Raw genomic sequence first — 12,159 nt, 5'->3', positions numbered from 1 at the left:
TCGAGTACTACAATCATCGTCGCATCAAGAAACGACTAAAAAACCTGAGCCCGGTGGAATACCGGACCCAGGTTCTCGAAGTCGCCTGACAAATTATTTAGTGTCTAACTTTTTTGGTTCAGTTCAAGTGAGGCACTTTTTCAAGTGTCCATCATTCGGGGTTCAGTTCAGTTTTAGAGAACCTGGGCTTTTCCTTATTGTTTGATGCGGACCGTGAACGGCCCTGTCACTTCAATCGCTTCAAACGTCGCCTGCACCGGATAGGCGTGTTTGCCTTGGACCGGCTCGCTCAAGCGAATCGTCGTGTTCGCGATCGCTTCGTCCCCGCTCACGAGTTCGAGCGGTAACTGTTCGACGTTCAGTTCATGCTCGTAGCCGTTACGGAGAAGCAACGTCGCCGTGACGTTCGTCTCACTTGTTTCGACCGAGACGAGCATCAAATTGAACTCATTCTCGCCGACGGGCGGTGTCGACACGTTCGTGCGACGGAGCTGTTGCCACGCCGTGTTCGAAAATTGTTCGACTTCCTCATCTAGAAGCATCTGTAACGGATCGATCGGATTCATTTGGAAGACGAGTCGCATCGACGTCAGTTCTTCCGCTTCAAACTCGCCGAACAGTTCATCTGCAAAAAAGTCCAAATAGACCGGTTTGCTCGTCCACGGCTCGAAGCTCGGAAGGTCGACGCGGCTCAATACTTTCCGCCCGAGCGGGACGTTGTCTTTGTTCAAGAGGAGAACCGGCAATTCATTGACTTCGAACGAGCTCGGGAGCGTGTTCCGGAACAAGGCGACGAGCGACAACCCGCCCATCAAGTTTTCAGCGTGCAATAGCTCGATCGACAACTGGTTGTCGAGGAGCGCCGGCAGCCGCTTCGCATGATAGCGGAACATGTACTCGTCTTCTTTCGGAATCCCCATGTCGCTGTCGATTACGAGCGTCAGTTGACGCCCTGTCTCGGTCTTCCCTGTATCGATCTGTTTACGTTTACGAAACCCTAACATATTACTCCTCCTCCAATTGCGTGACGAAATAGCGGTCGAGCTGACATACTTCCGTCGTCACTTCACGGGCAATATTGACATACGTCTGTTCGAAGATCTCAAATCCTTCTTTACCGAACTGACGACTCGGGTCTTCCTGCCCATAACTGCGGAGTCCGATGCCTTCTTTTAATCCGCTCATCGTCGTGAGGTGGTCCGTCCATTTTCCGTCCAACGCCCGTAACAGTGATTCTTTGACGAACGTGACGACTTCCTCGGCTTGAAGACGGGCCTCGGCCGTTTTGACGATGTCGTCGATCCACGGCGCAAGCTCTGCCTTCAATTCCAACGAGTCGGCGATCTCATCTGACCAGACCGGCTCGCGTGTCGTCAAGTAGACGAGGTCTGTCTTCAACTCGTCGAGCGGCCACTCTTCTGGGACGAGCTCGTCCGAGACGTGCATGTCGATACTGTTCGCTAAAGCGAGATGCATCATGCCGAGCACGTTGTTCGTGATCGCCGCAGCGTCGGCGTTGACCGCCTGATCGCGGATCGTGTAGATGATTTTCCGTTGTTCGTTCAAGACGTCGTCGAGCTTGAACAAGTAGTCCCGAATCGAGACGCCGAGTCCTTCGATCGTCGTCTGGGCGTACTCGATGACGTCAGCCGCGTCTTTTGCGGACACTTCGCCACGTTCGTCCGGCTTCAGTTTCTTCTCGATCCGCTCCAGTTTTTGGATCGCGTAACGTTTGACGATCTCATCTTCGAGCGAGACGAAGAACTGCGTCGCGCCGGGATCGCCTTGACGTCCCGAACGACCGCGGAGCTGGTTGTCGACACGTTGCGACTCATGGCGTTCCGTCCCGATGACGAACAAGCCGCCCACTTCTTTCGATTTCGCGTCAAGCATGATATCGGTCCCGCGACCGGCCATGTTCGTCGCGATCGTCACTTTGCCGAAGCGTCCGGCGTCGGCGATGATGTCCGCTTCTTGCGTGACCGTCTTCGCGTTCAACACCTCATGCTGAATCCGCTGTTTCGACAAGTGCTTACTGATGGCCTCGGACTGGGCGATCGACGTCGTGCCGATCAACACCGGGCGTCCCGTCTCATGCAGCTCGACAACTTTGTCGGTCACGGCCGCATACTTTTGGTCGACCGTCATGAAGATACGGTCCGGGTTGTCTTCGCGCAAACGCGGCCGGTTCGTCGGCACTTGGACGACGTCCATGTTGTACGTCTTCAAAAACTCTTGGCGAGACGTCTGGGCCGTCCCGGTCATACCGCCGATGAGCGGATACATCCGGAAATAATGCTGAATCGTGATCTCGGCCGTCGTCTTGTTCTCCTCGGTGATCGTGACGCCTTCTTTCGCCTCGAGCGCCTGATGAAGCCCTTCCGACAGACTGCGTCCTTCCATGATCCGTCCCGTGAACAAGTCGATGAGCTCGATTTTGTCTTCTTTGACGATATAGTCGACGTCGAGTTCGAACAAGACGTTCGCCCGGAGCGCTTGGACGAGGTAGTGATAGAGCACTTGATGCTCGGCGCTGAACAAGTTGTCGACCGCGAACATGTCTTCGATTTTCAAGATTCCGGAGTCAGTGAGCGCCGTCGATTTCGATTCGAGGTCGACTTCGTAGTCCGCCTCGTCGAGCTCGGTGACGACACGTTGCGCCAACTCCTTCAAGCGGATGTGCGAGCGGTCTTTTTGGGCGATGATGAGCGGCGTCTTCGCCTCGTCGATCAAGATGCTGTCGACTTCATCGATGATGGCGAAGTGGAACGGGCGCTGGACGCGCTCTTCCGGTGACCCGACCAAGTGATCACGCAAGTAGTCGAACCCGAACTCGGTCCCGACGCCGTATGTAATGTCGGCCTGGTAAGCAGCGTGCTTGTCGCTCTGTTCCATCTCAGGAACGTTCAACCCGACCGAGAGACCAAGGAAATCGTGGATCTGCCCGATTTGTTTCGCGTCACGCGTCGCGAGATATTCGTTGACGGTGATGACGTGGACGCCTTTGCCTTCGAGTGCTATGACGTAACTCGGGAGCGCGGCGACGAGCGTTTTCCCTTCTCCGGTCGGCATCTCGGAAATGTTCCCTTCGAGGAGGGCGAACCCGCCGATGAGCTGGACGTCATAGTGACGCATGCCTAAGACACGCACCGCCGCCTCACGGACGAGGGCGAACGCTTCTTCGGCGACATCATCGACTTTGGCGCCGTCGGCGATTTTTGCTTTCAATGTTTCGGTATATGTGCGCATCTCGTCGTCCGAGAGCGCCTGCATCGTTGTCTCTAATTGGTTGATCCGGTCGACGCGTCGCTGATAGCCTTTCAAGCGCCGGCTCTGGTCATTCGTCAATTGCTTTACAAACTGAATCACGTTGTAGCCTCCATTTAGTTCACAGTCATTGTCAAATCCATACCCGTCTATTATAGCGAAATTTTGCTCATTTCGGAGACTTTTTTACGAAAACTTCCTAAAAGATGGTTTTTAAATTGTGAAATTCCTATAAAAATTGGGTAAATTTCAAAATATATTTACAAGTTTATTTTCATTTTTCTATTTGAGACGGTTTGAGACCGTGATACGATAAGAAAAACAGAACATTTGTTCGTAAAAAGGAGATGGAATCATGCGCCGGCGGATCTTCTGTGTCGACAGCGTCTCATTTTATGCCAGCTGCGAGTGCGCAGCCCGTAACTTGAACCCGTACAAGGCGAAGCTCGTCGTCTTATCGAACTTACAGGACAGCGGCGCCCTCGTCCTCGCCGCGACCCCGCCGCTGAAACGGCTCGGCATCAAGACCGGCTCCCGGCGCTTTCACATCGACCGCCTGCCTTGGCATGAACGACGGCACGTCCTCTACGCCGAGGCCCGGATGAGCCACTACTTGAACGTATCGGTGCAAATCGTCCACATCCTGCACCAGTTCGCACCGCCTGAGGCGATCCGCGTCTACTCGGTCGATGAGACGCTCGTCGACTTGACGGGGACGGAGCGCTTGTTCGGGAACGATGACCACGTCGCCCGCCTCATCCGCTCGACCGTCTTCCGCTACACCGGCGTCCCGGTCACGATTGGGATCGGACCGAACAACGTCCTCGCCAAACTCGTCCTCGACTTGCATGGCAAAACGACCGGTGTCGCCAGTTGTGCCCTCCACGACGTCGAACGATTGATCCATCCGGCGCCGATCGAGAAGATGTGGGGCGTCGGGGCGAAGATGGCGGTCCATCTCCATCGGCTCGGCATCGACACGATCGGCGACCTGGCCCGTTATCCGCTCGACGTGTTGCACGACAAGTTCGGTGTCATCGGCGCCGAGCTGTGGCACCACGCCTGGGGCATCGACGAGTCGCCGACGATCCTGCCGGCGAGTTCGCTGTTCGGGGCGAAACGCCAACGGCCCCGGACGATCGGCCACGGCATCACGCTCATGAAAGACTATACGACGGAAAGTTCGATCCGACTCGTCTTGCAGGCGATCGCCGTCGAGGTCGGGATGCGGACGCGGCAGTCGGGACTCGTCGGCGGCAGCATCCATCTCGGTGTCCGCTACACTCGGACGAGCGAGCAGCGCGGCTTCAGCAAACAAAAAAAGCTCGCCCGCTTCACAGCGGACGAGCGTGAGTTTTTGCCGGTCCTGTTCCAACTGTTTCTTGAGGCGTGGAACGAGACGGAGGCGGTCCGTTACGTCTCGGTCGCCCTCGGCAAGCTCGAGCCCCGGAGCGACCACGTCCAGCTGTCGTTGTTCGAGGACGAATGGGCCCGGGCCCGTCGGTTCGACTTCCTCGACCTCGTCGATCAATTGAACGTCCGCTTCGGCCGCGGCACGATCCGTCCGGCCTCGAGTCTGCTGAAAGACAGTCCGCTCCGCACACGGCAACGCCTGATCGGCGGACATAAACAAGGAGGTGAACCGTCATGAGCCAGACCCGCTACAAAGACCGCGGTGAATTGAAGTGGATCCCGTTTCTCATGCCCGAACACGTGGCGCTGCTCAAAAAATATTACGCCCACGTCCAAAAGATCGAGCTGCCCGACATCGACGAGCAACTCCTTTATCTGTGGCAGACCGAACTTGAACGGGCCATCCGGGAAGGCGACCAAGTCGAACTGACGTTGTTCGAGGATGGTCTCGCCCGCTCCGTGCGTGGCTACGTTCATGCCATCTATTACGCCGAACGCGAAGTCGAACTGTTCGACACGGACGTGCGCCGCATCCCGTTCAGCCACATCCTGTCGGTCCGTTAAGACGCGTCAATCGCGTCTTGCGTCGTCTCGAACGTCGCAATCCCGTCGAGGACGCCATAGTGATCGAGCGTCTGCCGCACGGGTTCCGATAAGTGGGCGAAGACGACACGACGCTCCGCCGCTTTCAGTTCCCGGACGACCCGGCGGACTTCTTCGACCGCCGTCACATCGATGACCGGACAGCGATGGAAGTTGAAGATGAACACGTCGGGCTCATTATGAATCTGTTGCAGGACGTGCTCGAACATCTCGATCGCCCCGAAGAAGAGCGGCCCTTCGACGCTGAAGACGACTTGGCCGTCGCGCGTCACGTAACGTTCCGTCTGTTCGCGGACGTCGATCGTATCGGCCATCCGTTTCGCGAACAAGGCGAGCGCACAGATGACCCCGACCTCGACGGCGACGACGAGGTCGACGAAGACGGTCAGGCCGAGCGTGACAAGCAAGACGAGTGACTCGGCGGAGCGATGTTTGAGCATCTCGAAGACATGGTGCCGCTCCGACATGTTCCAAGCGACGCGCATCAAGATCGGCGCGAGGGCGGCGAGCGGGACGTAGCTCGCGAGCGGTGCCAACACGAGTACGGCGAGGAGCACCGTCAACCCGTGGATGACACCGGAGCGGCGGCTGACGGCCCCTGCTTGGATGTTCGTCGCCGTCCGGGCGATCGCACCTGTCGCCGGGATGCCGCCGAAGAACGGGACGACGACGTTGGCGAGCCCTTGCCCGAACAGTTCCTTGTCCGGGTTCATCTTCGTGCCGGCCATGCCGTCCGCGACCGCACCTGACAACAGCGACTCGAGCGCCCCGAGGAAGGCGATGGCGAACGCCGATGGGAGCAGCGTCGCGATCAAATCGAGATCGATCGTGAGCCAGTTGAAGTCAGGCAGTCCGCTCGGGATGCCTCCGTAGGCGCTGCCGATCGTCGCGACCTCGCCTGGGATGACGAGGCTGATAAACGTCGGCACGAGCATCGCCATGAGCAAGAGCGGCAACCGGACCGGTAGTTTCGGGACGAGCCAGAGCGTCAAGAAGCCGATGGCGGCGATACCGATCGGCCAGAGGCTCGCCTCGGGGAGCGACGTGACGAGTTTTAGGACGTTCTCATGGAAGTGCGGCGCCTTCTCGAACGTGATGCCGAGCAGTTCATCGAGCTGGTCGACGAAGATGACGACGGCGATCCCCGCTGTAAAGCCGATCGTTACGGCGCGCGGCATGAAGCGGATGAGCCGGCCGACGCGGAGCACGCTCATGAGGAACAGCAAAATCCCGGCGAGAAACGTCGTCACGAGCAGCCCTTCGTAGCCGTGCGCCAGCATGACGCCCGAGACGATCGGGATGAAGGCGCCGGTCGGTCCGGCGATTTGGAACGTCGAGCCCCCGAACAGGCTGACGATGATGCCGGCGATGATGGCCGTATAGAGCCCGTACACCGGTCCGACGCCCGAGGCGATCGCGAACGCCATCGCGAGCGGAACGGCGACGACCCCGACGGTGATCCCTGCCGAGATGTCTTTTTGCCACGCCTCTCGTGTTGTCATGAAGTTGTCCATTCTTGCATTCCTTCTTTCCATTAGGTCGAAAACGAGTTCAGTTTACGCCTGTCCCCGCTCTTTGTAAACGACTCCGGCGAAACGTTAACATAATCGACAAACCAAAAAGACGTATCCATCACGCGATGGACACGTCTTCATTAATTGGTCGGTGCTTCGACGACTTGGTCACCCTCGTCCGACTCTTCCCCGAGCAAACGGACGTGGCGGCCGAATAGCCACATGACGACGAGATGGGCTTTCGCCTGCGTCTTCGTATAGAACCACCACGGCATGGCCGGCACGAACTCATGGATGGCGATAAGCCCCTCGTTCGAGTCCGGGAGTCGCCTGAACTCAAGGCGGCCGGTCTTGTCGTCCTCGGTCAGCTTCGCGAACAGTCCCCCGTCGATCTCGAACGATGCCATGTCGTCCGTCGCCGCATCTTCAAGCGACAGATGGAGTGCGACGAGTGATGGGCGCAAAAGCGCGATCTCCCAATCATCCTGTTCTTTCGTCGTCTGGATGAGCGGATACGCGATCCGCCCGAGCCATTCGAAATATTCGTCGGCCATCCAGGCAGCCGACTTGTCGTCCGGCAGACCGAAGCGTTGGATCGAGCGGACCGTATACTGTTGTGGCGCTTTTTTCGTCTTGCCGGCCGACTTCTGCTTCTCTTCTTCCTCGAGCGCGTGTTCGACCGCTTCCTTGAACGGGATCTCACCTTGCTTGACGCCGTCCGTGTCTTTGGCGACCATGGCGTGATCCATGCTCTCGACGAGCGGATAGACGGTGTCTTTCGGCTCACCGGTGACAGCCATGACCCAAAGCCGTGACAGCTTGATCGTCGGGAACGGGAAGTCGATCATGACGCGACGCTTGCCCATGACGTCAGCCGTATCTTCGATCATCTTCCGATACGTCATCACTTCCGGACCACCGATGTCGATATGATGGTCGTACAACGACTCGGCCCCGACGACCGAGATGAGCGCTTGGACCGCTTCTCGCAAATCAATTGGATGTGTCTCCGTCTTCGTCCAGTTCGGGAGGATCATGACCGGGAGTCGTTTGACGAGTTTCGCGAGAATCGGAAACGACGAGCCTTCCGGACCGATGATGAGCCCAGCCCGGATCGTCGTCACCGGCACGCCTTGCCCGCCGAGGATGCGTTCGACTTCAAGTCGGCTCTTCAAGTGACGCGACAACGTCTTCGACTCTTTCGGGATGATGCCGCTCAAATAGACGATCTGTTCGATATCGTTCGCGCTCATTGCCCGGGCGAAGTTGTCAGCGATGAGCGCGTCCATGTCTTCGAACGTCGCCTGCGTCAACCCGCCGTCCGGGATCATCGAGTGGACGAGGAACATCGCATAGTCCGCTCCCTCGCACGCCTCGCGCGTCTGTTCATACGAGAACAAGTCGCACGACCGCCATGTGATGTGGTCCTCGTCTTCCTTGTTTTTCGTCGAGCGAGACAAGGCGATAATGTCATATTCTTCTTTTAAATGCTCCATCACGTTCGAGCCGATATAGCCGCTCGCGCCCGCGATGACGATGGTTTTTCGCATAGTGGTCACTCCCCTTCATTTGCACATAGAGGTAATGTACCCGTCTTAGGCTGAGATTAAATCAGTCGCGCGCCCGACAGTATGTACTGGAAAATTTATGTAAACTAGACTCAAATACAGGCAGAGGAGGACTGGCTATGGGCTTTTGGTATTTCTTGATGCTGTTGATCGGTGGATGGCTCGTGATTCGCGGTTTATTTAAAAAGAACACGAACGCGCTCATGCGGTTCGGCACACTCATCATCGGAGGTCTGTTGATCGCGCTCGGCTTGTTCATGTTCCAAGATGGAAGTGCTGCGATTGTTGCGGATCTATTCAACTTGTGGTGAGGATCAAATAAACGTAAACGAGTCGAACCTGTTTAGGAAGGTTCGACTCGTTTTATGTTTTCGGTGCCCAGTTGGCTTCAAACCCATTTTGGACCGCATAGTCATACAGATGAATCAGTTTGGTCTCTTTATACGTGCTCATCTGCTCGGCCACTCGCAACTCCTGATTTCGTTCCACAAGCGCATACAGATAATCAATTTTCGCCATTCGGTTGTTTTTACTCGTGTTGCAACTCGGGCATGCCAAGACAAAGTTCCATAATACATCATTCTGCATGTATGACCACGGGATAAAGTGGTCGACATGAATCTGTCTCAGCGGCTTCATGCAATAAAAACAGACGGGATGACCGTGGCTGAGTAAGATTTGCTTAAACTCATCGAGCGATTTTCGTGCCGAGACGAACTCAATTTTACTCAAAATCTGCTCCATCGCCTCGCGCGTATTGTATTTTTCTAAGAAGACAGCGAGTTGATAGTTCGTGACGTTCATCAATACTCGCTTGTACTTTTCAAAAAAGACGATATAGCTTGGCACGAGTTTGATCCACTCTTCTTTCCGATTAAATGAATAGATGGTCCCATCGAACGCAGTATAGAACGAGCCATACACATACTTCTTATAAAACTGATTCACGTTCCGAGTCAATTGTTGTTGCTGCTCATCCGGCAGGCGGTCAAAGTTCCAAGTGGACGGAATTTCGTGTGTCGCTTGAAACGTGAGCATCGTTTTTTCGACCGAGCTCAATTTCCCAATTTGATTCACTTGTCGCAACCCGTTCGTCACAATCAAATTCCAATACATCTTCGTCACATGCCTCGAAATTTGCTGGAACGTCACCACACCGGAATCGCTTAATTCGGTCGTGCATTCGAGCAACGCCTTCATGAGCATATGCTTGTACGTCGTCGTATGTGTCGCGTTCATGAGAAATTGTTGTGTATAGCGCCATAAGTCGGTTTCTGTTAAATACTCGCTTTTCGCTTCAGCGATTTCTAAATTCCAGCCCATTATGTTCACCACTTTTCAGAACTAACTAATTGTAGATAAACAGATTCAATTCGTTTTAAGGATCGTATTGTAAAATAGATGACAACTTTTCAATCGATAACCATGGTCTCACTCAATGCAACATACGGTGACAGTTCGAACAAACCGTGACAAATAGTTTAGCTGCCACGAAGCTTTCGCGAAGGGTATTTGATGCTTAATTTGACAAAATATCATTTCAAATAGCACTTACCACTCCAGATGACTATAAAATTCAGATGGGAAATGAATTTCTGAAGGATGACACCTATGCTCGATTGCTGCTTCTATAACCAGCCTTTTTTGGCGCTCATAATCTGGGGTTAGCTGACATGTTCGTTTCGCGAAAATATTAAAATTCTTTTTGCGTTTCTCTAAATCCATCTCGTTCCACTTACTGTTTAAGTAATCAATATATTGCGTAAATAAAATACTCTCTACACTATTTTCGGTAATCCATTTTTTAAAGCTTGTGAACTGTCTTGATGTAACCGTTTCTTCCACCAATTTAAAAATTGCAGATTGCAAAATACGCGCCTGTGTAACATGCGGATCCCAAATAGTGGCCTTTGAAGTTTTCTGATAATCTCTAATAAATGTTTCTAATGAAAAGACAACGTAAAGCATTTCTGGCCATAGTGTTTCAAATGCAAGATTCAAATTTTGTTTTGGCCCTACAAGCGATAAAAAGGCTAATTGCTCATCACTAAATCCATGTTCTATATAGGTTGCATTACGGTTCCCCATAAACGTATGTCTAATATCGTAACAAACGCCTAAAATTCGAATTGCCGATTCATTCTCTAATTCATCGCCTACATTTCCAACAATCTTATGTAATGAATCGTATAGAATTCTAAAATCTTCTGGTTCCCCCGAAAGTAAAACACCAGTCATATTAGGTGTGTGTGATGCCTGTAACATCCAATCCCTCCGTTATCTAGGTAAAAAAAGTATTATGAAAAGCTCGATAGAACTAGCTTACCATGCAATGAATTCAAAGAATATTGAAATAATTTATTCAATCAATTAGTTCAAAACCTAAATGGTTATGCATGAATACTCTAAATAAATGAAAAGCTAAACTAAATACTTTTTATCAAGTGTCTATCATTCTAGGTTTAGTTCATTTCGAATCTGATGGGTAAAAAGAGAAACAAGAAGAGGGCCACCCATGCAAAAATACGCACGAATGATCCTCTTCTTTTATTTCAACTTCTTATAGCATAACACTTGAAGTCAGCTAAACTTTCTGATCATTCACCAGACTGTTTCTTGTCGTTTTTCTTCTGTAAATAGGCTTCTCGAATCTGATTAATCTTCTCTTTTTTATTCGGAACAGTTGGTTTTTTACCGTCTTGATACTTTGCAGCAGCTACTTTACTTTTGTTGTCTAATTGATATTTTCCCATTTGATTCACCTGCTTTCATTTCATTGTGATTGACGTGCTCCGTTAAAATCAAAAAACCTTCTAATCTCAATGAAATTAGAAGGTTTTCAGTAAAAATCGTTGATTCCAGTCACTGTAGACTGCTTAAAAATGGAGACGGCGGGAGTCGAACCCGCGTCCGAAGGCATCGTAACGCATGCTTCTACGTGTGTAGTTTATCTATTGGATCTCAATGTGACACTGCCGATAAACAGGCGTTGTCGCATCCAGTCTGATTCATCTCTTCTTCGCGCCCTCAGACGGCGAGGTTGAAGCGTAGCTTGCTTAGTTTGAGACCCTGATAATCATCCACACAAGCGATGGATGTCAGGATCCGCAGGGCACTTAGGCTGCTGCGAGTTGTGTGTTAGTTTTGCCAGTTATAGGCGTTTGCGTTTTAACGAGGCCGACCCCTCGACACGCCACATACGACCGACCTACCCCCGTCGAATCCATAACGTCCCCGAGGTGGTAATTGGTATTATCACTACTATACCACAATCAGGTCTCGCTGTCAGTATTTTTGCCGGTCCCGGAGTGCCCGGTCGACGTCACGCTTCGCGTCTTTCTTCTTCAAGTCATCGCGCTTGTCATACTTCTTCTTCCCGCGCCCGATGCCGAGGAGACATTTAGCGAAGCCGTTCTTGAGATACACTTTGAGCGGGATGATCGTATACCCGTCCCGGCCTTGTGCGCCGATGAGCTGGTTGATTTGTTTTTTATGCAACAATAGCTTTCGGATACGGAGCGGCTCGTGATTGAACCGGTTCCCTTGCTCGAACGGGCTGATATGACAGTTGTGAAGCGTTGCCTCGCCACCGTCAAAGCGGACGTACGCGTCGGCGATGTTGATCTTCGATTGGCGCACCGATTTAATCTCGGTCCCGGTCAACACCATGCCGGCTTCAATCGTATCTTCGATCGCATAATCGAAGGACGCTTTTCGGTTTTGCGCGAGCGCGTTCGAATCTTTCTTCTTGGCCATATTACTCAGTCCTTTATATCAAATTACGGAAGGAGTCT

Annotated in this window: 12 protein-coding genes and 1 other RNA gene; 4 read left to right on the top strand and 9 right to left on the bottom strand. The window is 52.8% G+C overall.

From position 1 onward, the window contains the following. The coding region (locus EVJ30_RS08870) for an IS3 family transposase (RefSeq protein ID WP_131444302.1) at window positions 1–89 on the top strand (89 nt) is incomplete at its 5' end. A gap of 105 nt (window positions 90–194) precedes the next feature. Here the strand turns inward: EVJ30_RS08870 and EVJ30_RS08865 are convergent. Continuing rightward, on the bottom strand, window positions 195–1,004 hold the full coding sequence (locus EVJ30_RS08865; protein ID WP_131468800.1) for an SLAP domain-containing protein: 810 nt from the start codon (window positions 1,002–1,004) through the stop codon (window positions 195–197). 1 nt (window position 1,005) lies between these two features. Continuing rightward, entirely contained in the window at window positions 1,006–3,369 is a 2,364-nt protein-coding gene (gene secA2, locus EVJ30_RS08860; RefSeq protein WP_131455876.1) for an accessory Sec system translocase SecA2, read from the bottom strand. 253 nt (window positions 3,370–3,622) lie between these two features. Here secA2 and EVJ30_RS08855 point away from each other — a divergent pair, with 253 nt between their 5' ends. Together EVJ30_RS08855 and EVJ30_RS08850 are read left to right on the top strand one after the other, a co-directional pair. Then, window positions 3,623–4,918: a Y-family DNA polymerase gene (locus EVJ30_RS08855; RefSeq protein ID WP_131455874.1), complete on the top strand. Its 1,296-nt coding sequence runs from the start codon at window positions 3,623–3,625 to the stop codon at window positions 4,916–4,918. Further along, the gene (locus tag EVJ30_RS08850) at window positions 4,915–5,244 is read left to right on the top strand and encodes a YolD-like family protein (protein WP_070328717.1); all 330 of its coding nucleotides are present in this window, start codon (window positions 4,915–4,917) and stop codon (window positions 5,242–5,244) included. The genes EVJ30_RS08855 and EVJ30_RS08850 overlap by 4 nt, the downstream gene beginning before the upstream one ends. Here the strand turns inward: EVJ30_RS08850 and EVJ30_RS08845 are convergent. Together EVJ30_RS08845 and EVJ30_RS08840 are read right to left on the bottom strand one after the other, a co-directional pair. Further along, complete coding sequence (locus EVJ30_RS08845) at window positions 5,241–6,785, bottom strand: SulP family inorganic anion transporter (protein WP_236636068.1); 1,545 nt, start codon at window positions 6,783–6,785, stop codon at window positions 5,241–5,243. The two genes, EVJ30_RS08850 and EVJ30_RS08845, sit on opposite strands and share 4 nt — an antisense overlap. Window positions 6,786–6,937: 152 nt before the next feature. Continuing rightward, window positions 6,938–8,347 (bottom strand): NAD-dependent epimerase/dehydratase family protein, encoded by a 1,410-nt coding sequence (locus tag EVJ30_RS08840; RefSeq protein WP_131455870.1) that lies wholly within the window; start codon window positions 8,345–8,347, stop codon window positions 6,938–6,940. Between the two features lie 137 nt (window positions 8,348–8,484). Here EVJ30_RS08840 and EVJ30_RS08835 point away from each other — a divergent pair, with 137 nt between their 5' ends. After that, on the top strand, window positions 8,485–8,676 hold the full coding sequence (locus EVJ30_RS08835; RefSeq protein ID WP_131455868.1) for a hypothetical protein: 192 nt from the start codon (window positions 8,485–8,487) through the stop codon (window positions 8,674–8,676). 52 nt (window positions 8,677–8,728) lie between these two features. On the opposite strand, the gene EVJ30_RS08830 is transcribed toward EVJ30_RS08835, so the two are convergent. From EVJ30_RS08830 to smpB, 5 genes are all read right to left on the bottom strand, one after another. Then, a complete protein-coding gene (locus EVJ30_RS08830) occupies window positions 8,729–9,688 on the bottom strand; it encodes an HNH endonuclease signature motif containing protein (RefSeq protein ID WP_131455866.1) in 960 nt (319 codons plus the stop codon). A 228-nt stretch (window positions 9,689–9,916) separates the two neighbouring features. Further along, the gene (locus tag EVJ30_RS08825) at window positions 9,917–10,630 is read right to left on the bottom strand and encodes a DUF6904 family protein (protein ID WP_131455864.1); all 714 of its coding nucleotides are present in this window, start codon (window positions 10,628–10,630) and stop codon (window positions 9,917–9,919) included. Window positions 10,631–10,962: 332 nt separating this feature from the next. Next, window positions 10,963–11,118: an alcohol dehydrogenase gene (locus EVJ30_RS08820; protein WP_131455862.1), complete on the bottom strand. Its 156-nt coding sequence runs from the start codon at window positions 11,116–11,118 to the stop codon at window positions 10,963–10,965. A 127-nt stretch (window positions 11,119–11,245) separates the two neighbouring features. Continuing rightward, window positions 11,246–11,601, bottom strand: a transfer-messenger RNA (tmRNA) gene (gene ssrA, locus EVJ30_RS08815). 49 nt (window positions 11,602–11,650) lie between these two features. Beyond that, complete coding sequence (gene smpB, locus EVJ30_RS08810) at window positions 11,651–12,121, bottom strand: SsrA-binding protein SmpB (RefSeq protein ID WP_070328710.1); 471 nt, start codon at window positions 12,119–12,121, stop codon at window positions 11,651–11,653. Window positions 12,122–12,159: the final 38 nt, after the last annotated feature.

It is taken from the genome of Exiguobacterium sp. SH5S13, from assembly GCF_004337085.1.
Classification (GTDB): Bacteria; Bacillota; Bacilli; order Exiguobacteriales; family Exiguobacteriaceae; genus Exiguobacterium; species Exiguobacterium aurantiacum_A.
This window is presented reverse-complemented; position numbering and strand designations above follow the sequence as displayed.

Excerpts from the sequence above, each read along its gene's own strand:
- EVJ30_RS08865 (WP_131468800.1), bottom strand. The coding sequence starts at position 1,004 with ATGTTAGGGTTTCGTAAACGTAAACAGATCGATACAGGGAAGACCGAG.
- EVJ30_RS08855 (WP_131455874.1), top strand. The coding sequence starts at position 3,623 with ATGCGCCGGCGGATCTTCTGTGTCGACAGCGTCTCATTTTATGCCAGC.
- EVJ30_RS08850 (WP_070328717.1), top strand. The coding sequence starts at position 4,915 with ATGAGCCAGACCCGCTACAAAGACCGCGGTGAATTGAAGTGGATCCCG.
- EVJ30_RS08845 (WP_236636068.1), bottom strand. The coding sequence starts at position 6,785 with ATGACAACACGAGAGGCGTGGCAAAAAGACATCTCGGCAGGGATCACC.
- EVJ30_RS08840 (WP_131455870.1), bottom strand. The coding sequence starts at position 8,347 with ATGCGAAAAACCATCGTCATCGCGGGCGCGAGCGGCTATATCGGCTCG.
- EVJ30_RS08835 (WP_131455868.1), top strand. The coding sequence starts at position 8,485 with ATGGGCTTTTGGTATTTCTTGATGCTGTTGATCGGTGGATGGCTCGTG.
- EVJ30_RS08830 (WP_131455866.1), bottom strand. The coding sequence starts at position 9,688 with ATGGGCTGGAATTTAGAAATCGCTGAAGCGAAAAGCGAGTATTTAACA.
- EVJ30_RS08825 (WP_131455864.1), bottom strand. The coding sequence starts at position 10,630 with ATGTTACAGGCATCACACACACCTAATATGACTGGTGTTTTACTTTCG.
- EVJ30_RS08820 (WP_131455862.1), bottom strand. The coding sequence starts at position 11,118 with ATGGGAAAATATCAATTAGACAACAAAAGTAAAGTAGCTGCTGCAAAG.
- smpB (WP_070328710.1), bottom strand. The coding sequence starts at position 12,121 with ATGGCCAAGAAGAAAGATTCGAACGCGCTCGCGCAAAACCGAAAAGCG.